General features: G+C 64.6%; 18 protein-coding genes. 14 read left to right on the forward strand and 4 right to left on the reverse strand.

Annotated features, from left to right (window positions below):
• Positions 1–90 precede the first annotated feature (90 nt).
• Positions 91–2,640: a N,N-dimethylformamidase beta subunit family domain-containing protein gene (locus AB843_RS10595; protein ID WP_082143771.1), complete on the reverse strand. Its 2,550-nt coding sequence runs from the start codon at positions 2,638–2,640 to the stop codon at positions 91–93.
• A gap of 278 nt (positions 2,641–2,918) precedes the next feature.
• On the opposite strand from AB843_RS10595, the gene AB843_RS10600 reads away from it, so the two are divergent.
• The 11 genes from AB843_RS10600 to AB843_RS10650 all read left to right on the forward strand — a co-directional run bounded on the left by AB843_RS10600 (position 2,919) and on the right by AB843_RS10650 (position 15,135).
• Positions 2,919–4,232, forward strand: coding sequence for an ABC transporter substrate-binding protein (locus AB843_RS10600; protein WP_157384484.1), 1,314 nt, complete (start codon positions 2,919–2,921; stop codon positions 4,230–4,232).
• A gap of 54 nt (positions 4,233–4,286) precedes the next feature.
• Complete coding sequence (locus tag AB843_RS10605) at positions 4,287–5,294, forward strand: carbohydrate ABC transporter permease (RefSeq protein ID WP_048646811.1); 1,008 nt, start codon at positions 4,287–4,289, stop codon at positions 5,292–5,294.
• 5 nt (positions 5,295–5,299) lie between these two features.
• Complete coding sequence (locus AB843_RS10610) at positions 5,300–6,190, forward strand: carbohydrate ABC transporter permease (RefSeq protein ID WP_048646812.1); 891 nt, start codon at positions 5,300–5,302, stop codon at positions 6,188–6,190.
• 110 nt (positions 6,191–6,300) lie between these two features.
• Entirely contained in the window at positions 6,301–7,794 is a 1,494-nt protein-coding gene (locus tag AB843_RS10615) for an aldehyde dehydrogenase family protein (RefSeq protein WP_048646910.1), read from the forward strand.
• Entirely contained in the window at positions 7,794–8,954 is a 1,161-nt protein-coding gene (locus AB843_RS10620) for an NADH:flavin oxidoreductase/NADH oxidase (protein ID WP_082143773.1), read from the forward strand. The genes AB843_RS10615 and AB843_RS10620 overlap by 1 nt, the downstream gene beginning before the upstream one ends.
• 31 nt (positions 8,955–8,985) lie before the next feature.
• Entirely contained in the window at positions 8,986–9,387 is a 402-nt protein-coding gene (locus AB843_RS10625; RefSeq protein ID WP_048646813.1) for a RidA family protein, read from the forward strand.
• 253 nt (positions 9,388–9,640) lie between these two features.
• Positions 9,641–11,185, forward strand: a complete 1,545-nt coding sequence (locus tag AB843_RS10630; protein ID WP_157384485.1) for an ABC transporter substrate-binding protein — start codon at positions 9,641–9,643, stop codon at positions 11,183–11,185.
• 121 nt (positions 11,186–11,306) lie between these two features.
• Positions 11,307–12,221: an ABC transporter permease gene (locus AB843_RS10635; protein WP_048646815.1), complete on the forward strand. Its 915-nt coding sequence runs from the start codon at positions 11,307–11,309 to the stop codon at positions 12,219–12,221.
• Entirely contained in the window at positions 12,221–13,138 is a 918-nt protein-coding gene (locus AB843_RS10640; RefSeq protein ID WP_048646816.1) for an ABC transporter permease, read from the forward strand. The genes AB843_RS10635 and AB843_RS10640 overlap by 1 nt, the downstream gene beginning before the upstream one ends.
• Before the next feature lie 3 nt (positions 13,139–13,141).
• Complete coding sequence (locus AB843_RS10645; RefSeq protein ID WP_048646817.1) at positions 13,142–14,167, forward strand: ABC transporter ATP-binding protein; 1,026 nt, start codon at positions 13,142–13,144, stop codon at positions 14,165–14,167.
• Positions 14,164–15,135, forward strand: a complete 972-nt coding sequence (locus AB843_RS10650) for an oligopeptide/dipeptide ABC transporter ATP-binding protein (RefSeq protein ID WP_048646818.1) — start codon at positions 14,164–14,166, stop codon at positions 15,133–15,135. The genes AB843_RS10645 and AB843_RS10650 overlap by 4 nt, the downstream gene beginning before the upstream one ends.
• Before the next feature lie 75 nt (positions 15,136–15,210).
• On the opposite strand, the gene AB843_RS10655 is transcribed toward AB843_RS10650, so the two are convergent.
• From AB843_RS10655 to AB843_RS10665, 3 genes are all read right to left on the reverse strand, one after another.
• On the reverse strand, positions 15,211–15,663 hold the full coding sequence (locus AB843_RS10655) for a lipocalin-like domain-containing protein (RefSeq protein ID WP_157384486.1): 453 nt from the start codon (positions 15,661–15,663) through the stop codon (positions 15,211–15,213).
• A 40-nt stretch (positions 15,664–15,703) separates the two neighbouring features.
• Complete coding sequence (locus tag AB843_RS10660; protein WP_048646912.1) at positions 15,704–16,687, reverse strand: SMP-30/gluconolactonase/LRE family protein; 984 nt, start codon at positions 16,685–16,687, stop codon at positions 15,704–15,706.
• A 471-nt stretch (positions 16,688–17,158) separates the two neighbouring features.
• On the reverse strand, positions 17,159–17,797 hold the full coding sequence (locus tag AB843_RS10665) for a cupin domain-containing protein (RefSeq protein ID WP_048646820.1): 639 nt from the start codon (positions 17,795–17,797) through the stop codon (positions 17,159–17,161).
• A 225-nt stretch (positions 17,798–18,022) separates the two neighbouring features.
• Between AB843_RS10665 and AB843_RS10670 the strand changes: the two genes are divergently transcribed.
• The 3 genes from AB843_RS10670 (at position 18,023) to AB843_RS10680 (ending at position 22,357) form a co-directional block, all read left to right on the forward strand.
• Complete coding sequence (locus AB843_RS10670) at positions 18,023–20,062, forward strand: tripartite tricarboxylate transporter permease (protein ID WP_048646821.1); 2,040 nt, start codon at positions 18,023–18,025, stop codon at positions 20,060–20,062.
• A 157-nt stretch (positions 20,063–20,219) separates the two neighbouring features.
• Positions 20,220–21,239: a Bug family tripartite tricarboxylate transporter substrate binding protein gene (locus AB843_RS10675; RefSeq protein ID WP_048646822.1), complete on the forward strand. Its 1,020-nt coding sequence runs from the start codon at positions 20,220–20,222 to the stop codon at positions 21,237–21,239.
• 74 nt (positions 21,240–21,313) lie between these two features.
• Positions 21,314–22,357, forward strand: coding sequence for an ornithine cyclodeaminase family protein (locus tag AB843_RS10680; RefSeq protein ID WP_157384488.1), 1,044 nt, complete (start codon positions 21,314–21,316; stop codon positions 22,355–22,357).
• Positions 22,358–22,372: the final 15 nt, after the last annotated feature.

The raw sequence follows: 22,372 nt of genomic DNA on the forward strand, positions 1-22,372 counted from the left end.
GCAGTCAGGTGGAATCACCTGACGTCCGCATAAATGCAGAAAAACAAAGAGTTAGACCGGTTCAACGTTTCTATGAAACGCTGAACCGGTCTAGGGCAGCACGAACGGTTCCGGGTCGATGAAGCGTTGCAACACATTGCCGGTTAGCCGGGCGATGTTGTTGGCGTAGCCATTATGGGCGAGGCTGCCGGCATAGGCGATCGAGCCGGTGGAGAAGACCGCGCCGCCGCCGGGGCATTCGAAGAACACCATGTCGGCCCGCACCGCCGGGTTGAACGGGCCGGCGGTGCCGCCATGCGGCACCATGACGGTGTCATTTGCCGGCTGATAAGTCGGCGAATGGTTTTCCGACGAGGCGATCACCAGCGCGTGCCGGGGCGAACCCTGGCGGAGATCGAAACTGTCGAGCTCCTCGCCCGCCGCGCCGTCGCCGGCCGTGCCGAAATCGCCGAGGATCTCACCCTCCACGCCGTCGAAGATGAACGCCACGCGCGGGTCGCGGCTTGCCGGCGTGCGACGATAGTAGCTCGACCGGTCGAAACCCTGCGCGGCGAAGCCGATGCCGGCCAGCATGTGCGGCGCCCGTCCCTGGCGGCGCCACAGGCCGCCCATCTCGCCGGTAAAGCCCATATGGTATTCGCCGGCTTCGGCATCCCATGCGCGCGTGCCGTCTTCGGCCCGTCGCGTCTCGACGATGCCGGGTTCGCCGGGGCGAAAGGCGATGCGCCAGTAGAAGCCGTTGCCGCCCAGATAGATGAAACGGCCGCCGCCCCTCACATAGGTTTCCAGCCCGTCCAGCATTTCGAGGCTGACATATTCGGGATGCGTGCCGGTGACGACGCATCGGTAAGGGGCGAGCAGCGTCGCGCCCTCCCGGTGCAGATCATCGTCGGTGATGACGTCGAACGGCTCTCCCAGATGTTCGAGCCACTCGATGACGAACAGGTCCTCGCTGAAATTCCACAGGCGGCCCTTGGGGCGGAAATTGGTCACGGGGCGCAGGCGCGTGCCGTAGCAGACGCCGCTGCCGTCATTGTGGACGCAATAGGTCGACAGGCCGAGCGGGTGGTCGAGAAGCTGCAGGTCGGCGGCGTCGAAATCGAGCAGGCGGCCGCGGATCAGCTCCGTGGTGGGGCTGAAGAAGCGGGCGCGGTTGTTGGCGTAGACCGTGTAGGTGGCGGTCGGGGCGAGGAAAGCGATGCGCGCCCTGGCGGCTGCCGGGCGGACGAAGAAGGGAATGTAGGTTTCAGCCGCGCCGCCGCGCAGGCGCGCGGCGTAGACGCCGCTTTGCCAGTCGTCGCCGACGGTGACCTCGATGTCGGTCTGCCAGCCGGCATCGTCGATGTCGTCGTCGTGGAAATGGATGGCGCCATAGTGCGCGGGGGCCTGGGTCCAGTCGCGGACGGTGCCGTCCCAGAGATGGCCGGTCATGGCGCGCGTCGGCTGGTTGACCAGCCGCGCGTGACAGCCGGCCGGCCCGCGGTCGATGACGGCGCCGGTGTGCATCTCCAGGGAGAAATCCCAGGCGGCGGCGATGTCGGGCAGGGTGGCCAGTGTCTCGCTGGCCATGGGCAGGGCGCTGAGCGCCTCGGCAGTGACGGCCGCGCCGAGGATCGCCGGTGCCTCGATCTTGCCGTTGAAATGGCCGCCATGCGCCGCACCGTGCGCGTCGTCGGCATGCCAGGCGGCGATCAGGCCGGGACGGTGCGGCAGGCGCGGGCGCAGTTTTGTCCGGCGGCTGACCGCAACGGGCCTGGCGGCGCTGAAGCCGTGGGCGCCGATTGGCTCCTGCAGCAGGTGAACGGTGCCGCCGGCGGCGTCGAAGCTGGCGCTGACGCGGCTCCATTGGCGTGGCGGAAGGCTGACGCCGGTGGAGATTTCCTCCTGGTCGGCGCCGTCGCCGATGCGCAGGGCGAGCGACCCGGCGGCATCGACGATGAGGGCGATGCCGGTCCGCTCGGATTGCGACCAGTTGCCGATCAGAGCGGCCGCATCGCGGTTGAGCGTCGGCCAGACGAGCGCCTGCAGGGTGAGGCTCATCGGTATGCGCAGCGTGTCGGGCAGGCGGGCGAAGGAGCCGAGACGCAACGGTTGCACACGGCCCACAAACGCGCCCAGGCCCTGCACCATGTTTTCGCGAAACCCTTCCTCTCCCGCCGCGCGCGCCGGGGCGTGCAGGCGGACGATGTCGGCGCGGTAGTTGGCGATGCCGGGCGTGCTGACCTTGAAGGCGATCGTATCCCCCGGCTTGACGCCGAGCCTGTCGGCGTAGGCGAGGATGACGCGGCTCGTGTCCGGCGGCGCGAGGGGCGCGGCCGGCTGGTGCGGCGGTTCGCCGAGCGCTTCATCGAGATCGTGGCCGGTGAGGATCGCCCAGCGCAGCTTGAACACCGTCCATTCGGCCTCCTCGATGGACGAAAAGACATAGCCGGGAACGACCTCGGGCCTGGGCGGAGCGCCGGTGATGCGGGCGAGCAGCCATTTGCGGCGCGGCTCGACGACGATCAGGCAATGCTTGCCCTCGATCGGCAGGCCGCGCATGCGCAGCAGCACGGCCTGCAACTCCTGGCTATGGGCCCCGAGGGGATTGGCCTTGAACTCGCGGGCGAGGTCGAGGCGAGAAGGGTCGATCTCATACATGAAGCGCTCGTTGAAGATGCGTGGCGGCAGATGGCGTGATGCAGGCGGCGCGGCCGGTGGGATCCGCGAATGGCGGGGCGGAGAGTCCAGTGTTGCAGTTTCACCGGATTTTCCAGTGCGAGGCAATGGGCGGTGATCGGATTCGTGAATAGCTGAAAACGTCCAATATATATAATGATTTTGCGATTTACGCAATACACAGGCTTAAATTGTGTTGAAAATGCATAAAAGATACCCTACGGTTATGTTGGCCAATGGGAAGGGCCAGGGAGGATGTCATGTCAGGCAAGAGAATTTCAGGCACGACAAGAAGAGCGTTCATGCGCAATGCCGGCCTCGTGTCGCTGGCTGCGGCGACCGGAGGATTGTCCGCGCGGTTCGCGCGGGCGGCGACGCCGATCAGCCTGGTCGGCTGGACGTTCAGGCCGGACATGGTCCAGGCCTATATCGATTTCTTCAACGAGAAGTATGGCGAGGCGGTCGACTATTCGACGCTGCCTTGGCCGACCTTTCACCCGACGCTCGAGCAGCGGGCCTTTGCCGGCGACATCGTCGACGTGATGTATTGCACGCACAACAACCGGCAGCGCTGGTTCGAGCGCGGCATGATCCGCAGCCTCGAAGACCTGCCGGGCTTCGACGAGATCAAGTCCGCCATGCTGCCGGCCAGCCTGTCGAGCCTGACCAGCAAGGATGGCGCGCACGTGATCGCCCTGCCGTATTACTCGGCTTACTACATCATGATGTACAACGACCCGATGCTGAAGAAAGCCGGTTTCGACAAACCGGGCGCCGGCTGGGACGAGATCATCGAGCAATGCGTCAAGCTGAAGACGGACGGCATCTCGGAATATCCGATGCTGCCCAACTGGAATCCGACGCAGACGGGCACCAACCCGCAATTCCTCAGCGATTGCTTCGCCGAGGGGGCGGCGCTGTTCGACGACGCCAACAAGCTCCAGGCGGACCAGGACGCGGTCGCCCATGTGATGGAGCGGTGGCAGAAGATGTACGAGCTGGGACTGGTGACGCCGGAAATCTTCACCCAGGCCTCGTCGACCGACACGCACCGGATGATGTTCACCGGCAAATACGCCTTCCATTCGAACCATTGCAACTATCTGCAGGACACGGCGACGGACGCGGCGCAATCGCAACTCGCCGGCAAGAAGGCGCGCATCACGCCCTATCCGGGCAAGACGGGCGACACCTATGCGTGGACGGATTCCTACGTGATGAACGCCAAGACGGCGGCGTTGGAATCCGCATGGAAGCTGCTGCAGTTCCTCGGCGCCAACCTGAACGGCGACTGGTATGTGCAGAAGGAGTGGGCGATCTCGTCCGGCGTGCAGAACCCCTATCCGGCATTCTACGAGGACCCGGCCGTCATCGCCTCCACCGAGGAGTGGGTCGATCCGGCCATCCTCAAGGAGCAGGCCGGCAAGGGCAAGGTCATCAACGCCTTCAAGGAGACCTGGTATCCCGAATACGACACCAAGGTCGTGCCGATCATGCACGACATGATCCGCAAGAAATCGTCGGTTCCCGAGGCGATCAAGGCGATGACCGACCTGTATCAGTCGCTCGCCTGAGACCCGCCTGACCGGGGCCGCCCGAAGCAATAACCCGTGGGAGAAACACGGCCGATGGCCGATCTTCTCGAACCGATGAAAAGAGACGTTCGGGCACAGCCCGGAACCGGGCGAAACGGCGGTCTCATCCGCCGTTTCAGCCTCTATGCGAACACGCAGGCGGGTTTTGCGACATTGCTGATCCTGCCGGCGCTGACGGTGATCTTCGCCGTGGTCTTCTTTCCGCTGGTCTATTCGATCTGGCTCAGCCTGGCGGAGGTCGACCTGCTTGACACGAGCGGGCCGACGCTGAACCTGTTCGGCTTCAACCTGCCGCTCTACAAGTTCATCGGCTTTGGCAATTACCGCGACATCGTCGGCGATCCGCTCTATTGGGGCGCGCTCGGGCGCACGGTGTTCTTCGTCGCCGCCTTCGTCGTCGAGGCGACGGTGATCGGCCTCGCCATGGCGCTGATCCTCAATTCGGAATTCTTCGGCCGGCCGATCCTGCGCGCCGCGCTGCTCATTCCATGGTCGATGTCGCGGGTGGTGGTGGGCCTGTTATGGCTCGGCATGCTGTCGGCCGATTTTGGCGCGCTCAACGCGATCCTCAGCCGGCTGGGCCTGATCGACCACTACATCTCCTTCTTCCAGAACGGCTTTTCGGCGCTGAACGTGCTGGTGCTGGTCTATGTGTGGAACCAGGCGCCCTTCGCCACCGTGCTGTTCTTGGCCGGGCTGCAGTCGATCCCGAAGGATCTTTACGCGGCGGCCGAGGTCGATGGCGCGGGGTTCTGGCGCAAGCTGTGGCATGTGACGCTGCCGTCGCTCCGGCCGATGATGTTCCTGGTGCTGGTGCTGTCCACGGTCAACGGCTTCCTGATGCTCGATCTGATCTTCGTCATGACCTTCGGCGGTCCGGGCAACGACACGACGACCGTTTCCTGGCTCGGCTATGTGACGGCGTTCAATTTCTTCCAGTTCGGGCCGGGCACGGCGATCCTGTTCACGCTGACGCTGATCTGCGTCGTGCTGACCGTGGTCTACCAGCGCCTGATCCTGGCGAAATTCCAGGCGGAGTGAGGGCGATGAGCGTGCAAGCGGTGCCCTATCGTCAACCCGTCCTGACCAGGATCATTTCCGCCTGCGGCATCTATGTGCTGGCGGCGCTTGTCGCCATCTGGCTGATCGGCCCGTTCCTGTGGCTGTTCATCACCTCGATCAGCTATCAGCGCGACCTGCTCGCCCTGCCGACACCGCTGATCCCGGTCAATCCGACGCTGGAGAATTATGGAAAGATCCTCGGGCTGGTGGAGTTCAACCATGCCGACCAGGCGCGGCTGGTGATCGCCTCGCTGGGCAACAGCTTCATTGTCGCCATGGCCGTCACGCTGATCAACATCGTCTTCGGCAGCGCCGCCGGCTATGCCTATGCACGCCATCGTTCGCGGCTGATGAGCCTGTCGCTCTACCTGGTCCTGTTCACCCGCATGCTGCCGGTGGTGGTGCTGATCCCGGCCCTGTTCCTGATGCTGCGCCAGCTTGGCCTGCAGAACAGTTTGACCGGCCTGACGATCGCCTATTGCTCGTTCACCTTCCCGTTCACCATCTGGATCATGAAGAGCTATTTCGAGACGATCCCGCGGGAACTCGAGGAAAGCGGGCTGGTCGACGGCTGCACGCGGTTCCAGGTGTTTTGCCGGCTGATCGTGCCGATCTCCGGGCCCGGCTTCGTGGCGGCGGGCGCCTTCACCTTCGTCCTGTCCTGGAACGAGTTCCTGGTCGCCCAGGTGCTCAATTCGAAGCGCGGCATGACGACCCTGCCGCCGGCCATCGCCGGCATGCTGGGACAGGCCAATCTCGACTATTCGATCATCGCCGCCTCGGGTTTCCTCTCCGCCCTGCCGGCGGCGGTGCTGGCGCTGCTGTTCCAGCGCTACATGGTCCAGGGGCTGACCGCCGGCTCGGTCAAGGGCTAGAGCAATTCCAGGAAAAGCGGAAATGCTCTAGCGGAATCACACCATCGGGCCAGGCCGGTCCGCATCTTTCCACGGCGCCTGAATGCGCCATGAAGCAGGAGGTTTGCACCATGAACATCATCGCCCAGGAACGACCGGCGTTTCTGACCACCGGACCGAAAAAGATGCTGATCGACGGCCGGTGGGTGGAGGCCGCCTCCGGCAAGACGTTCGAGACCGTCAATCCGTCGACCGGCGAGGCGATCGCGACCATTGCCGAGGGCGAGCGGGAAGACGTTGACCGCGCCGTGGCGGCGGCGCGAAAAGCCTTCGACGAAGGACCGTGGCGCAAGTTCAAACCGCACGACCGGCAGGAGATCCTGCTCAAGCTGGCTGATCTGGTGGACAGGAATTTCGAGGAATTCGCCCTGATCGACGCGCTCGAAATGGGCGAGCCGATCACGCGGCGCAAGAATGCGCGGCGGCGGGTGCTGGGCCTGATCCGCTATTACGCCGGCATGGCGACGGCGCTGCATGGCGAGACGGTCGAGAATTCGATGCCGGGCGGCGACTTCACCTCCTACACGCTACGCGAACCGGTCGGCGTCGTCGGTGCGATCGTGCCGTGGAACGGGCCGATGGTGTCGTGGATATGGAAGCTCGGGCCGGTGCTGGCGACCGGCTGCACCGCCGTCTACAAGCCGTCGGAGGAGGCTTCTCTGTCGGCGCTGCGGCTGGGCGAATTGCTGTGCGAGACGGGCATTCCGGACGGCGTGGTCAACATCGTGCCGGGCTTCGGACACGCCGCCGGTGCTGCGCTGGCCGAACATCCGGGCGTCGACAAGATCGCCTTCACCGGCTCGGTCGAAACCGGCCAGAAGATCCTGATGGCATCGGCCGGCAATCTGAAGCGCGTGACGCTTGAACTGGGCGGCAAGTCGCCCGACATCGTCTTTGCCGACGCCGACATGGAGCTGGCCGTGCCGGGCGCGGCGATGGCCTGCTTCGGCAACACCGGCCAGGTGTGCAGCGCCGGCACGCGGCTCATCGTCGAGCAAAGCGTCTATGACGAATTCAACGAGCGGCTGGCCGATTTCTCGAAGACGCTGAAGGTGGGCAATTCGCTCGACGCGGAAACGCAGATCGGTCCGCTGGTTTCCAAAAAGCAGCTCGACCGCGTGTCCGGCTATCTCGATCTCGGGCGGTCGGAGGGCGCGCGCGTCCTTTCGGGCGGCGAGCGGCTGAGCGACCCGGACCGCGCCAACGGCTATTTCATCCCGCCCACCGTTTTCCGCGACGTGAAGCCGGAAATGCGCATCGCCCGCGAGGAAATCTTCGGCCCGGTGGTCAGCACCATGCCCTTCACCGACATGGAGGAGGTGGCGCGGCGGGCCAATGACACGCATTTCGGCCTCGGCAGCGGCGTGTGGACCCGCGATGTGAGCAAAGCGCATTACCTGGCTAAAAATATTCGCGCGGGCTCCGTCTGGATAAACTGCTATCAGATGATGGACCCCGCCATGCCTTTCGGAGGATACAAGATGAGCGGTTATGGACGTGAATCGGGCACCGCCCAGTTCGACGATTATCTGAACGTCAAGGCCGTGTGGATCCGGACCGCTTGATGGGCGCGACACTGTTTTCCCCGCTGACGGTCGCCGGGACGACGTTCCCCAACCGGATCGTCGTTTCGCCGATGTGCCAATACCGCGCCATCGACGGCGCGGCGTCCGACTGGCACATGATCCATCTCGGCCAGTTCGCCCTGTCGGGCGCCGGGCTGGTGATGATCGAGGCGACCGGGGTCGAGGCTGCCGGCCGCATCACGCCGGGTTGTCTCGGCCTGTACACCGACGCGCAGGAAGAGGCGCTGGCGCGCGTGCTCAAGGTCTTCCGCCATGTGGGGAAAATGCCGGTCGGGATTCAGATCGGCCATGCCGGGCGCAAGGCATCGAGCCATGTGCCGTGGGATGGCGGGCACGGCCTTGCCGAAGGCGAGGGCGCCTGGACCATCGTCGCGCCGTCGGCGGTCGCTTATGACGAACACAGGGCGGTTCCCGAAGCGCTCGACGGCGAGGGCATGCGCCGCATCGTCGCCGCCTTCGTGCAGGCGGCCGAACGGGCCGAGCGGATCGGCCTCGACGTGGTCGAACTGCACGCGGCGCATGGCTATCTGCTGCACCAGTTCATCGCGCCGCTGGTCAACCGGCGCACCGACGCCTATGGCGGCAGCCGCGAAAACCGGCTGCGCTTTCCGCTGGAAGTGGCGGCGGCGCTGCGCGCCGTCTGGCCCGAGGGGAAGGTGCTCGGCGCGCGGATCAACGGGCCGGACCTGTTGCCGGGCGGGGCGACCATCGAGGACACAATCGCCTTCGCCGATGGGCTCAAGAAGGCCGGCTTCGACTATGTCTGCGTCTCGGCCGGCAGCCTCATCGGCGGGCAGCGCTTCGAGGCGTTTCCAGGCTACCTTCTGCCCTATGCGGAAGCGGTGAAGCGGGAAACGGGGCTGGTGACGCAGGGCGTCGGCATGATCGTCGATCCGTTCCTGGCCGAACAAAGCATCGCCACGGGCCAGGTCGACATGGTGGCCATCGCCCGGGCATTTCTCGAAGACCCGCGCTGGGTCTGGCACGCGGCCGAAAAGCTCGGCATCGCCATGCCGTTCCCGCCCGAGTATCGCGGCGCCGATCCCGCCATCTGGCGCGGCGCCGCTCACCGGCCGCTGCTGTGCAGCGAGCCTGGAACCACCGCCGAAGCCATGCGAACCGCTTCGGCCGCAACCTAAATCCGTTACCGAACCGCTCAGGGAGACCGCCATGACTTCAAGCAACGTCCGCCACAATCCCGCAGAACTCGCCCCGCCGACGCAGAACCTCTATTCGCACGCGGTGGAGGTGCCCGAGGGCTGCCGCACGCTGCATGTGGCCGGCCAGATCGGTGTTCGGCCGGACGGCACGATCGCCGACACGCTGGAGGAACAGGTCGAGCAGCTGATGAAGAATTTCGAGGCGATCCTGGCCTCGGCGAAGATGAATTTTGCCGACGTGGTGAAGATCAACGCCTATTGCCTGACCGCCGCCGACATCATCACCTATGCCGGCCTGCGCAATCGCTATTTCAACGGCAAGCCGCCGGCGACGACGGCCGTCGTCGTGGCCGGGCTGGCGCTGCCGCAATGGAAGATCGAGGCTGATCTGGTGGCCGCAAAGCGCGGGTGACGAGGCGTTTGCCCGCCCGCTCCGGACGGCATAGGCGAAATCAGCCTTTCAATAGCCAATATTTGGCAAATTACGCAAAATGAATTGACTTATTTTGCTGAAATGCCAAAATACAACAGCGGAAATTGGCGATGCCGCCAATGATGGGATGGAGATACCTGGCAGGCATCACAAGCGCGCAGACCGCATTGTCGCCGAAGGGCCGCAATGCGGGCGAGACGCTGGCCTGTTCCGCGCAACAGGGAGGAAATCGATGCGCAGATACATGGCATTTGCGGCGGCTTGCGCTGCGCTGATCGCCGGTGGGGTGAGCGAAGGTCGGGCGAACAAGGCCGACGACACGCTCAACTGGGCGACGGCAACGGAAATCGACACATTCGACATCTATTATCAGGGTTTGCGCGAGGTGGTCATCGCGACGCTCTACAATTGCGATTCACTGATGTATCGCGACCCGGCGAGCAATGAATACAAGCCGCTTCTGGCGGAAGCCTATCGCTGGGTCGACGACACCACGCTGGAGCTCGATCTCCGGCAGGGGATCAAGTTCACCGACGGCACCGATCTCGACGCCGAGGATGTGGCCTACACCTTCAACCATGTGATCAAGCCGGACAGCGGCATCAATGTCCGCCTGACAGTCGACTGGATCGACAGTGTCGAGGCAGTCAATCCGCATCAGGTGCGGATCAAGGCCAAGGCGCCGACGCCGGCGGCGCTCGAATATCTTTCCGGCAACACGCCGATCTACCCCTCCGGACATTACGACAACGCACCGGTGGTGAGCGTGGCGGGCGACAAGACCCGACAGGATTGGGGCGCCGTGCTGCCGGTCTGCGCCGGACCCTACAAGCTCACCCAGTTCGAGCCTGGCCGCACGGCGACCTGGGAGAAGAACCCGGACTATTTCGCCGACAGTCCGAAGGGCCAGCCGCAACTCGGCAAGATCGTCTATCGGACGATCAGCGACACCGAAGCGCAGCTCGCGGAACTCTTGACGGGCAGCGTCGACTGGATCTGGGGCGTTCCGCCGGAGAATGTCGAGCAGTTGTCGACCTATGAAAACGTCACGGTCGAGGCGGCCTCGACGACGCGCATGGCCTTCCTCATGCTGGATGCGGCCGGACGCTCGGGCGACACGCCGGCGAAGGATGTCCGCATTCGCCAGGCGATCGCCCACGCGATCGACCGCGATGCGCTGGCCGACCTGGTCGGCAACTCCGCCGGCGTGCTGCGCTCGATGTGCTATGCCGACCAGGTGGGCTGCACCGAGGACGTGACGCAATACGACTACGATCCGGAAAAGGCGAAGGCGCTGCTTGCCGAAGCCGGCTACAAGGACGGGCTCGACCTGCCGTTCTACGCCTATCGCGACCGGCGCTATTCGGAAGCGGTGCTGGCCTATCTGAGGGCGGTCGGCATCCGCCCGGATTTCCAGTTCATCCAGAATGTGGCGCTCAGGCCGCTGATCATCGACGGCAAGGTGCCGATGGCGCATCTGACCTGGGGGTCGCAGGGCATGATGGACGCCTCGGCCTCGGTTAGCCTGTACTTCAAGTTCGGCGTCGACGACTATGCCCGCGATGCGGAGCTGAGGGACATGCTGGTGGCGGCGGACACGGCGATGGATCCGGAAAAGCGCAAGGAGCTGTACGCCCAGGCGCTCGCCCGCATTGCCGACCAGGCCTATTCCGTCCCGCTGTTCACCTATGGCCGGGCCTATGCCTACAGCAGCGACCTCGGCTACCAGGTCACTTCGGACGAGATCGCGCATTTCTATCTTGCCAAGTGGAAGTGATCTGCTGATCCTTCCCGGGCTTGCCGGCCGGCGCGAAACCGCCGGCCGGAATCTGTAAAGCCGCGGCGGAACCGCCGCTTCCGGTTTCGCCACGCAATTCAAGCCGGCACAGGAGAGCGCCATGGGCATGTTCATCGTCAAGCGGCTGGGCGTGACCGCCCTCGTCCTGTTGGTGACGTCGATGATCTCGTTCTCGCTGATCCATCTGGCCGGCGACCCGGCGGTGGCGATGGCCGGCGAGCGGGCGACGCCGGAGCAGATCGAGACCATCCGCCGCCTCTACGGGTTCGACCGGCCGTTTCACGAGCAATACCTGCATTGGGTCGGCAATGTGCTCGAGGGCAATCTGGGGCGCTCGAACTATCTGAAGGAGGAGGTGGCGCCGATCCTCGCCCGCCATCTGCCGGTGACGGCGCAGTTGGGCGTCCTGGCGCTCGCATTCGCCCTATTCGTGTCGATCCCGCTCGGCGTGATCGCCGCGCTCAGGCCGAACTCGCTGATCGACCGGGCAGCGCTGGTGATCGCGGTGACCGGCCAGTCGATGCCGTCCTTCCTGTCGTCGATCGCGCTGATCTTCGGCTTCGGCGTCATGCTGCGCTGGCTGCCGATCTCCGGCACGGGCAGCTTCGCCCATTACATCCTGCCGGCCATCGCACTCGGCTACTACGCCTCGCCGGCGATCATGCGGCTGACCCGGTCGGGCATGATCGAGGTGCTGCAATCCGACCATGTGCGCACGGCGCGCGCCTATGGGCTGTCGGCCTGGCAGATGATCGTGCGGCATGGCCTGCGCCATGCGATCATCCCCGTCGTTTCCGTCGCCACGGTCCAGTTCGGCTACATGCTCGGCGGCTCAGTGGTGGTCGAGGCGGTGTTCTCGATGGACGGGATCGGCAACCTCGCCTGGTTGTCGATCCGGCGCTACGACGTGGAAGTCATTCAGGCCATCCTGCTGATCGTCGCGGCCACCTATGCGCTGCTGGCGCTGGCGGCCGATCTTCTCAATGCCGTTCTGGATCCAAGGATTCGCGTTTGATGAGCACCATCGCCAACGAACAGACGAACACGCCCGCCACACCCAAACCCGAACGCGTGTCGTCGCCGGGGCGGCTGGCGTTGCGCCGCGCCCTGCGCCACACCGGTTTCTGGGTCGGCGGGGTGATCCTGGCCGTGATCCTGATCGCGGTCCTGGGCGCGCCGCTGTTCACCGGCTCGGACCCGGCGCTGCAGGATCTTTCCCACCGGCTGGCGCCGCCGGTCTGGCACGCGACGGGCGACTGGAGCCACCCGCTCGGCACCGATCATCTCGGCCGCGACTATCTGGCGCTGCTGCTCTATGGCGGGCGCATCTCGCTGCTGATCGGCTTCCTGACCATCGTCCTGTCGAGCCTGATCGGCGTGACGCTCGGGGTCGCGGCCGGCTATTGCGGCGGAACGGTCGATCTCGTGGTCAATTTCATCCTGACGGTGCGGCTGACCCTGCCGGTCGTCCTGGTGGCGCTGGTGGCCGTCGCCGTGCTGGGGCAGTCGCTGCCGCTGCTGGTGCTGGTGATCGGCGGCCTGATGTGGGACCGGCTGGTGATCGTCACGCGGGCGACGACGCAGCAGCTCGCGCGGCGGGATTTCATCACCGCGGCGCGCAGCATCGGCAGCTCGATGCCGCGCATCTTCCTGCGCGAATTGCTGCCCAACATCACGGCGCCGTTGATCGTCGTCTGCACGCTGGAGCTGGCGCGGGCGATCCTGCTGGAATCGACGCTGACCTTCCTCGGCCTCGGCGTCCAGCCGCCGCTGACGTCCTGGGGCCTGATGGTGGCCGAGGCGAAAAGCCAGTTCCTGTTCCGACCCTGGCTGATCGCCATTCCCGGCCTGTCGCTGGCGCTGCTGATCCTGTCGATCAACCTGCTTGGCGATGCGCTGCGCGATGTCACCGCGCCCGACGGGAAGGCTTGAGGGATGGAGTTGCTTCTGGAGGTGCGCGGCCTGAGGATATCGATCCCGACGGATGGGGGCGTGCTGCATCCCGTGCGCGGCGTCGACCTGTCGGTCGGGCGCGGGGAAACCCTGGCCGTCGTCGGCGAATCGGGTTGCGGCAAGAGCCTGACCGCGCAGGCGATCCTTGGTCTTCTGCCGAGGAATGCCCGGCTCGAAGCCGAGCGCATCGCCTTCGACGGGATGTCTCTGCTTGGCCTCGGCAACCGACAATGGCGGCAGATACGCGGGCGGCGCATCGCCATGATCTTCCAGGATCCGATGACGGCGTTCGATCCCTGCTACCGCATGGGCGACCAGATCGCCGAGATCGTCCGCTGGCATCGCCCGCGCAACGCCACGCCGGCGCGGATGACGGAGATGCTGGCGAAGGTCGGCATTTCGGCGCCCGACGAGCGGCTCGGGCAATATCCGCACCAGCTTTCAGGCGGCCTGCGGCAGCGCATGATGATCGCCACGGCGCTGCTGTGCGAGCCGGACCTGATCATCGCCGACGAGCCGACGACGGCGCTGGATGTGACCATCCAGGCGCAGATCCTGCGATTGCTCGCCGACCTGCAGGCGGAGACCGCCGTCGGGCTGATGCTCATCACGCACGACCTGGGCGTGGTGGCTGGGATCGCCGACCGTATCGCCGTGATGTATGGCGGGGAGGTGGTGGAGACGGGGTCCAAGGCGGCCATTCTCGATGATCCGCGCCATCCCTATACGAAAGGGTTGCTCGACTGCATCCCGACGCCCGGCGAGACCGGACGGCGCTCGGCGCTCGGCTTTATTCCCGGCGTCGTGCCGCGGCCGCTCGGCGCGCTGACCGCCTGCAATTTCCGCGACCGCTGCGCGCGCGCCATGCCGGCCTGTCATCGCGGAACGGTTCCGCTCATGCCGATGGAGGATGGCCGCCTGGTGCGCTGCCGCCTGTACGATCCGCCAGGCGCGGTTCCGGTCCGTGAACCACAGAAGACGCTGCGCAACGCCGAGGGGGTGGCATGAGCTTCGTGGCAATGAAGAGCGTGCGCCGGGACTACACGCTTAACCCGGGATCACCCTTCCGCAAAACCACGGTGCTGCGCGCCCTGCGCGGCGTGGAACTGGCGATCGAGGAGGGGGAGATTCTCGGCCTGGTCGGGGAATCGGGTTGCGGAAAGAGCACGCTGGCGCGCCTGCTCCTGGGGATCGAACAGCCGAGCCAGGGCGAGGTGCTGGTCGATGGCCGGCCGATCTCCTCATTCAGCGCGCTCGAGCGGGCCCGGCTGATCCAGCCGGTTTTCCAGGATCCCTATTCGTCGCTCAATCCGCGCATGACGGTGGCGACGACCATCGGCGCGCCGCTCGCCGTGCAGCGGACGGGCGATGCGCGAGCGCGCGCTGCGGCGGTGGCGCGCATGATGGAGGCGGTCGGGTTGCCGCCTTATCTGGCCAATGCCTATCCGGTGCAGCTTTCAGGCGGACAGCGCCAGCGCGTGGCGATCGCCCGGGCGCTGATCGGCCAGCCGAAAATCCTCGTCTGCGACGAACCGACCTCGGCGCTGGATGTTTCGGTGCAGTCGCAGATCCTCAATCTCCTGATCGAACTGCACCGCACATTCAAGCTGACCATCGTGCTGATCAGCCACAATCTGGCGGTGGTCAGCCATCTGGCCGACCGGGTGGCGGTGATGTATCTGGGACGGGTGGTGGAGAGCGGGCAGACCGATGCGATCTTCAACGCGCCGCGCCACCCCTACACACGCGAACTGCTGCGCGCCATGCTGCTGCCGCAGAATGGAACCGGCCTGCCGAAACTGGCGCTGAACAACGAGTTCCCCAGCCCAGTCGCTCCGCCGCCCGGCTGCAGTTTTCACCCGCGCTGCGAAAGGGCCGGTGCGTTGTGCCGCGAGGCGATGCCCGAACTTGTCTCTGCGCTCGGAACCGGCGGGCGCGAAGTGGCTTGCCACGACCCCTTGCCGTCGACGGCTTGAGACCGCCTCGGCGCAAAAAAGAAACGCGGAAGCGATAGCCGCCGCGCTTGGCAACGATCCTGCCAGTGGGGAGTTTTACGTAATCCGCTTCCAGGTGAGCGTCGCGCGGACGATGCGGCCATCCCATGGATTGTTCGACGGTCCGGCGATCAAGGTGAGCGTGTCGCCGTCGACCTTGAAGCGCCGGGGCTGGTCGGTGTTCGCCCAGGCTTCGTTCCAGGATATCTCGGTTCTGTGGATCAGCGTGTCTTCGCCCGTCACCACATAGCTGCCGGCATAGGCGGTCAGCCCCTTGAACAGCGCCAGCGCCTCGGCATCGGTCGGCGCGAGGCCCTTCGGGGCCTCCCGCTCGCCCGGCACGTTGAGGATCGAGAAGCGGCCGTCGTCCGTGTAGGTGACGAGGCCGCGCGGGTTGGGACCGCGCGGGTAAGTGATTTCGCCCGTCTCCATGTCTTCCTGCTTGTGGCTTTCAAGTCGCCACGTGGAAACGAGCGGCATTCCCAGCCGCGCTGCATCCCGATCCGTCATGTCTTGTCCTCTGTTGTTTCTCGGCTTTGGCGTGGGCAGGTTAGCTGCCCGGCACGCCCTGTGTGTTGACATAGAGCGAGTAGACACCACGTCCCGTCACCATGAAAAGCCGGTTGCGCTTCGGTCCGCCGAAACACAGATTGGCGGCACGCTCCGGCAGGCCGATATGGCCGATCGCCTTGCCCTCGGGCGAGATGACGAGGACGCCGTCCCACCCCTCCTTCACCGCGCCATAGGCGCACCAGAGATTGCCATCGACATCGCAGCGTATGCCGTCCGGCGCCTCGCCTTCGCCGCAGGTGAAGAAGACGCGGCCGTTCGACAGCGACGTGCGGTCGTCGGAGACGTCGTAGACACGGACGGTTACCGGCCTTGCACCGGAATCGACGATGTAGAGCCTTTTCTCGTCGGGCGAGAAGCACAGCCCATTGGGCGCGGCGACGTCGCTTGCGGCAATGGTGGCCTGGCCGGTTGCCGGGTCCAGCCGGTAGACGCTGTTCGGCAGCTCGGACTTGCCCTTGTCGCCGGAATAATTGCCGGCGATGCCGAAGGGCGGGTCGGTGAACCAGACGCTGTCATCCGAGGCGACGACCACATCGTTGGGCGAATTCAGGGGCTTGCCCTCGAACGCGTCCATCAGCACGGTGATCGTGCCATCATATTCGGTTCGGGTGACGCGGCGCCCATGCTCGGCCGTCACCAGTCGTCCCTGGCGGTCGCGGGTGCTGCCATTGGCATAGTTGGCGGGCTGGCGGAAGACGCTGACCACACCCGTCTCCTCTTCCCATTTCAGCATGCGGTTGTTGGGAATGTCGCTCCACACCAGGTAGCGGCCGTCGCCGAAATAGACCGGCCCCTCGGTGTAGCGCATGCCGCCGGCATAGAGCTGCTCCACGGCGGCAAAGAAAACCATGTATTTTGAGAAACTCTGATCCAGCGCCCGGATGGCCGGATCCGGATATCGGATGCTGGGCTCCCATGCCGCCACGGCCGGCGAGGCCGCCGCACTGGCTAGAAATGTCATGCCCATTGTCTGCAAGAGACTGCGTCTGCTCGTTCCTGACATGATATCCCCCCTGTTTATAATAGGAGAGTTCATAAAGCCAATTTGGGGCGATTTCAACAAAAAATAGATATCAACAATGTGTAATCAGCAATTATAATAGCACTTTATGGCTGTTTCGACTTTTCAGGCAAGCATGTCGCCTCTGCTGGCGATGCACGGCGAACGGCGGCCATCCGGCCGGGGCTGTGGCACTTGCAACGGCGGTGGCGAGGCCATGATGGGTGATCCGTCCTGGAAGTACTCGGCTCCATGCGCGGGTCCGAAGGCATCGCGTGCCGCCGGACGGCTGGAGTATTTTGCAGTCAGGTGGAAGCACCTGGCGCCTGCGCAAATGCGATAACACAAGACATTACAACAGGTCAGCGCTTCCGTGAAACGCTGACCTTCTCTAAGCGTGGCGATGGGAAACGTGTCCTGCGCTGAAGCGGATCAGCCGGAGCGGTCCGAGTCCGAGATGACTTGCGGTACCTCTTCCTCGCTTGATGCCTTGCCGACGAAGCGGCCGGTCAGGAAGCCGGCGGGGGTGCGGGCGATCAGCAATTTGGCCATGCCTTCGCCGATGTTCTCGACGCGGTGGGGGATGCTGCCGTCCCAGTGATAGCTGTCGCCTTCATAGAGGACGTAGCTTTCATCGCCCTGGGTGGCGCGGATCGTGCCTTCCATCACCAGATGGCACTCCTCGCCGTCATGCGAGTGGTCGCGGTCGGCGGCGTCGTAGCCCGGCGGGATTTCCAGAAGCACCATTTCCAACTGCCGGTTGGGCGCCGACAGCATGTTGATGCGCTTGCGCTGGGATTCCTTCCCCCTGGCCAGGCCGTAAATGATGACCTGACGATCGTCCTTGCGGGTGATGTGGTAGTTGAAGGTGTCGTCGACGAAGAGATAGGAGATCGGAATCTCCAATGCCTGCGCCAGGCTCTCCAGCGCCGTCAGCGAGGGGAGCGCCTTGCCGGTTTCGACCTGGCTGATGTAGGCGCGCGACAAGCCGCTTTTGTCGGCCAGGTCGTCGATCACCAGATCGCGCTGCTTGCGGAATTTTCTTATGCGTTGGCCGACCTGAATTGTCATCGTTGCTGACCCAACCGATCCTTCATGCGTGTCACAATGAGAGAAAGATTGCTATTGGCAATCTTTTATTGACGACAGCAATATTCCTGCCGTAGAAGGAATCACACAAAGTTTGCTGCAGTCAAACATGACGGTAGCGACCCCGGGCAGGGGGGTCAAACATTTCATCACTCTTCGACAGCGAGGGCTTCAAGGGGATTTGAGGCCCGGGAGGATCGCTCGCAAATGGATGTACTTCACATGGCGGTGAGCGCGTTGGGGATCATCATGGATCCCTCGCGCATCGGTTTTCTGTTCATCGGCGTGCTGATCGGCCTGGTGGTCGGCGTCGTGCCAGGGCTCGGCGGCGTGGTCGGCTTATCGCTGCTGCTTCCCTTCACCTTCACCATGGACAGCTACTCGGCATTCGCCATGATGATGGGACTGCTGGCGGTGTGCGTCACCTCGGACACGATCCCGGCCGTTCTGTTTGGCGTTCCAGGCACGGTCGGCTCGGCGGCAACCGTGCTCGACGGCCATCCGATGGCCCGCAATGGTGAGGCGGGCCGGGCGTTCGGCGCGGCGTTCACCGCCTCGATGCTGGGCGGGCTTTTCGGCGCCGTCGTTCTGGGTTTGGCGGCGCCGGTGCTGCGGCCGCTGATCCTCTACATCGGCTCGCCGGAGCTGTTGTCGATCTGCCTTTTCGGCCTGTCGCTGGTCGCCATCCTGAGTGGCAGTTCGCCGGCGAAGGGCGTGGTCGCCGTGTGCATCGGCTTCCTGCTCGCCAGCATTGGCGACGAGCCCAATTCGGGAATGATGCGCTTCACCTTCAACACGCTCTACCTCTGGGACGGGCTGCCGCTGGTGCCGCTGGCGCTCGGGCTGTTCGCCATACCGGAGATCGCCGATCTCGTCGTGCAGCGGTCATCGGTCGCTGGCAGTTCCAAGGCCAAGGGCAATGATCAGTTGAAGGGCGCCAAGGATGTTTTTGCCAATTGGTTCCTGATGCTGCGCTGCTCGGCGATCGGCGCCGCGCTGGGAGCCGTTCCGGGCGTCGGCGCGTCGATCATAGACTGGATCGCCTACGGCCACGCGGCCAAGACGGAAAAAGGTGCAGCAGAAACGTTCGGCAAGGGCGACGTGCGCGGGGTGATCGCCTCGGAGAGTTCGAACAACGCCAAGGAAGGCGGCACGCTGATCCCGACCATCGCCTTCGGCGTGCCGGGGAGCGCGCCGATGGCCTTGCTGCTCGGCGCGTTCCTCATCCATGGCCTGGTACCGGGGCCGAAAATGCTCACCGAGCGGCTGGATGTTACCTATACGCTGGTGTGGAGCGTCGCCATCGCCAATGTGATCGGCGCCGGCATCTGCTTTATGTTCGCCAGCCAGTTGGCAAAGCTGGCAACGGTACGCATAGGTGTTCTGGCGCCGTTGATCCTGTCGGTGATCTTTGTTGGGGCGTTCCAGGGCTCGCAATCCTATGGCGATTTGTGGACGTTGGTGGCGTTCGGACTTCTGGGCTGGATCATGAAACGCCTGCGCTGGCCGCGACCACCGCTGCTGCTCGGTTTCGTGCTGGGCGCGCTGGTGGAGAAGTACCTGTCGATCTCGGTGATGCGCTATGGCTGGGACTGGCTGACTAATCCGGTGGTGATGGTGTTCCTGGCGCTCACCGCTTACGGCCTGATCCGCCCGGCGATCGCCTCGACCCGGGCGCGGCTGGCGCGGCGCGGCGGCTTGACCAGGCCTGGCTTCAGCCTGCGTGCGGCCGGCGCCGACGGGCTTTTCGCGCTGGTTCTGGCAGCGTGTTTTGCCGCTGCCTTCGCCGTTGCGCAGCAATGGCCGGCGACGGCCAGGCTGATGCCGCAACTCGCCTGTTGCCTGGCGTTCGCCATGATTGCCCTGCTGCTCGCCTCGAAGGTTCTCAGGAGCCCCGGCGGCGCGGCCGTGGGCGCAGGCGGCAGCCATTTCGACCTGACCAGCGAGTTCACCGACATTGACGACCGCGAGGTGTTGCGGCGCTCGGGCATATACTTCCTGTGGATCCTGATGCTGTTCGGGATGATCTTCGTATTCGGCATGCTGTCGGCGATCGCCCTGTTCATGCTCACATACCTCGTCTTCTCATCGGAGGAGCGCTGGCGCATCAGCTTCCTCGTCACGGCGGGAGCGCTGGCGGCCTATTACGGGATGTTCCACATCCTGCTCAACACGCCCTGGCCCACCAGCGTGATCGGCCAGATTTTCCCGGCTCTGAAGACCTCCGCCTATTTCAACCTGTTTTGAACACGCCGGGCGGCACCCGCTGGGGGCGATTTCCGGCAAGGCCGGGTGATGGCGTTTGTATGTTGACAGAATACTTTGTTTGCTAATAGAAAACATACCTGGGGAATGGGGGCCATTGCCGCCTCCCTTCCGAAACGGGGTTTCAAAGGGAGGAAGAATGATGTTGCGTGGACTCAAGCGGGCGAAGCTCGCACTCGCTCTGGTCGCGGGGCTTGCCGCCATCCCGGTGGCGCAGGCGCAGGATTTTGCCGGCAAAACACTGAGGATCTACGTCGGCACCGGGCCCGGCACGACCTATGACGCTTATGCGCGGCTGCTGGCCGAGCGGATCGGCAGCTACATTCCCGGCAATCCCGGCGTTATCGTCGAAAATATGGCGGGTGCCGGCGGCACCAAGGTGGCCGATTTTCTTGCCAATGTGGCGCCCAAGGATGGAACGGCGCTCGGCCTGTTGCACCAAAACCTGCCGCTGGGCCAGGTGCTGACTCCCGATGCGATCACCTACAACCTGGCAGATTTCAACTGGCTGGGCTCGATCACCTCGGCGATCAGCGTGATCGCCGTGTGGCACGAAGCGCCGGCCACGACGGTGGACGAGGCCAGGCAGGTCGAGCTGTTCATGGGCACGACGGGGCGCGGCTCCGAGACCTACCAGGTGCCGACGGTGATGAACAATCTGCTCGGCACCAAGTTCAAGGTCGTCGCCGGCTACAGCGCGCTCGGCGAGATGGACAAGGCGATGGAACAGGGCGAGTTGCACGGCCGCGGCGGGTCGCTCCTGAGCTGGACCTCGCGCCACGCCGACTGGGTTGATGAAGGCAAGGTCAAGTTCCTGGTGCAGGTCGGCCTGACCAAGGACAAATCGCTCGAAAATGTGCCGCTTCTGGTCGATCTGGCCGAGAACGAACAGGACCGCGAAATCCTCGAACTGCTGTCGGCAGCTGGCACGATCGGCCGCCCGCTCGCCGCCCCTCCGGGAACCGACGCGGCAGTATTGGCCGTGTTCGAGAAGGCGTTCGAGGAGACGATGAAGGACGAGGCGTTCCTGAAGGCGGCGGCGGCGCAGGACCTGTCCGTCGAACCGGAAGCAGGCGAGACCATCGCCGGATTGGTGAAGAAGACGGTCAATCTTTCCGAAGACCGCGCCAAGGCGTTCCGCGAAGCGGTGGGTTTCTAGAGGCCGTTTCCGCGACCAGAGATTCGCGGGCGATCCCGATGATCGCCCGCGCCGACTGCACATCAAAATGCAACATGATCGAGGTTTTAGACGCCGTGGGCGATACCGCATCCGCAGTTTCCGGCGAGGCATTCTCGCGACCGGTTTTCCTTTCCGCCGAAACGGTGATGTCGGTTCTCGACTGGCCGCAGGTGATCGCACGCATGCGGGCGATTTATACCGTGCCGCAGGGCGCGGATGTGAGCCCGCCGCGCGTGGTGGCGCGCGGCGAAGCGGTGGCGCTACGGGCTCTCGTCGCGGCGCCTGCCGATCATAAATTCATGGGCGCCAAGATTTTTGGGCGTGGACGCAACCGGGGCATGGAATATGTGCTGGTGCTGATCGACCAGGAGAACGGGCGCATCGCGGCGCTTGTCGACGCCAATCCGATCACCGCCTTTCGCACCGCGGCGACCTCGGCGGTGGCGGTCGATCGTCTCGTTAAGACGCGCGCACCACTCGTCGTCGGGGTGCTGGGAAGCGGCACCGAGGCCCGGTCGCATATCGCCGCGATCGCCGCCGTGCGCGCGCTGAAGGAGATCCGCGTCTACAGCCCGACACGCGAGAACCGCGAGGCCTTCGCCGCCGAGATCGGTGCGCAGCTTGGCGTTTCCTGCATGGCGGTGGAGAGTGGGCGTGAGGCGATCGTCGATGCTGATCTGGCCATTGCGGCCTCTCGCTCGCATGACGAGCAGCCGATTCTTCTGGGCGAATGGCTGAAGCCCGGCATGATGGTGGTTTCGGTCGGCTCGACACTGCCCGAGCAGCGCGAAGCCGATACGGCGGCCATCGCCGCCTGCGATCTCATCGTTTGCGATGTGGTCGACGAGGTGCGCGACGAAAGCGGCGACATGATCGCTGCGCGCCGGGATGGTGTCGCCGTCGACGGCAAGCTGCTCTCGCTGAACGATCTCTTGCGCGGCACCGCCGACATCGACGTGGACGCGATCCGCCTGCCGATGTTCAAATCGGTCGGTGCCGCCATCCAGGATATCGCCGCCGCCGAACTCGCCTACGACCTCGCTGTGGCGCGCGGGCTGGCCGGCGAAATGCCGATCGCCTTTCAAGGAAAATCCTGACCTCTCACGCACCGC

The sequence above is a fragment of the Nitratireductor soli genome (assembly GCF_001050155.1).
GTDB lineage: Bacteria > Pseudomonadota > Alphaproteobacteria > Rhizobiales > Rhizobiaceae > Nitratireductor > Nitratireductor soli.

Coding starts and splice junctions, on each gene's coding strand:
- AB843_RS10595 (WP_082143771.1), bottom strand. CDS start 2,640: ATGTATGAGATCGACCCTTCTCGCCTCGACCTCGCCCGCGAGTTCAAG.
- AB843_RS10600 (WP_157384484.1), top strand. CDS start 2,919: ATGTCAGGCAAGAGAATTTCAGGCACGACAAGAAGAGCGTTCATGCGC.
- AB843_RS10605 (WP_048646811.1), top strand. CDS start 4,287: ATGGCCGATCTTCTCGAACCGATGAAAAGAGACGTTCGGGCACAGCCC.
- AB843_RS10610 (WP_048646812.1), top strand. CDS start 5,300: ATGAGCGTGCAAGCGGTGCCCTATCGTCAACCCGTCCTGACCAGGATC.
- AB843_RS10615 (WP_048646910.1), top strand. CDS start 6,301: ATGAACATCATCGCCCAGGAACGACCGGCGTTTCTGACCACCGGACCG.
- AB843_RS10620 (WP_082143773.1), top strand. CDS start 7,794: ATGGGCGCGACACTGTTTTCCCCGCTGACGGTCGCCGGGACGACGTTC.
- AB843_RS10625 (WP_048646813.1), top strand. CDS start 8,986: ATGACTTCAAGCAACGTCCGCCACAATCCCGCAGAACTCGCCCCGCCG.
- AB843_RS10630 (WP_157384485.1), top strand. CDS start 9,641: ATGCGCAGATACATGGCATTTGCGGCGGCTTGCGCTGCGCTGATCGCC.
- AB843_RS10635 (WP_048646815.1), top strand. CDS start 11,307: ATGGGCATGTTCATCGTCAAGCGGCTGGGCGTGACCGCCCTCGTCCTG.
- AB843_RS10640 (WP_048646816.1), top strand. CDS start 12,221: ATGAGCACCATCGCCAACGAACAGACGAACACGCCCGCCACACCCAAA.
- AB843_RS10645 (WP_048646817.1), top strand. CDS start 13,142: ATGGAGTTGCTTCTGGAGGTGCGCGGCCTGAGGATATCGATCCCGACG.
- AB843_RS10650 (WP_048646818.1), top strand. CDS start 14,164: ATGAGCTTCGTGGCAATGAAGAGCGTGCGCCGGGACTACACGCTTAAC.
- AB843_RS10655 (WP_157384486.1), bottom strand. CDS start 15,663: ATGACGGATCGGGATGCAGCGCGGCTGGGAATGCCGCTCGTTTCCACG.
- AB843_RS10660 (WP_048646912.1), bottom strand. CDS start 16,687: ATGACATTTCTAGCCAGTGCGGCGGCCTCGCCGGCCGTGGCGGCATGG.
- AB843_RS10665 (WP_048646820.1), bottom strand. CDS start 17,797: ATGACAATTCAGGTCGGCCAACGCATAAGAAAATTCCGCAAGCAGCGC.
- AB843_RS10670 (WP_048646821.1), top strand. CDS start 18,023: ATGGATGTACTTCACATGGCGGTGAGCGCGTTGGGGATCATCATGGAT.
- AB843_RS10675 (WP_048646822.1), top strand. CDS start 20,220: ATGATGTTGCGTGGACTCAAGCGGGCGAAGCTCGCACTCGCTCTGGTC.
- AB843_RS10680 (WP_157384488.1), top strand. CDS start 21,314: ATGATCGAGGTTTTAGACGCCGTGGGCGATACCGCATCCGCAGTTTCC.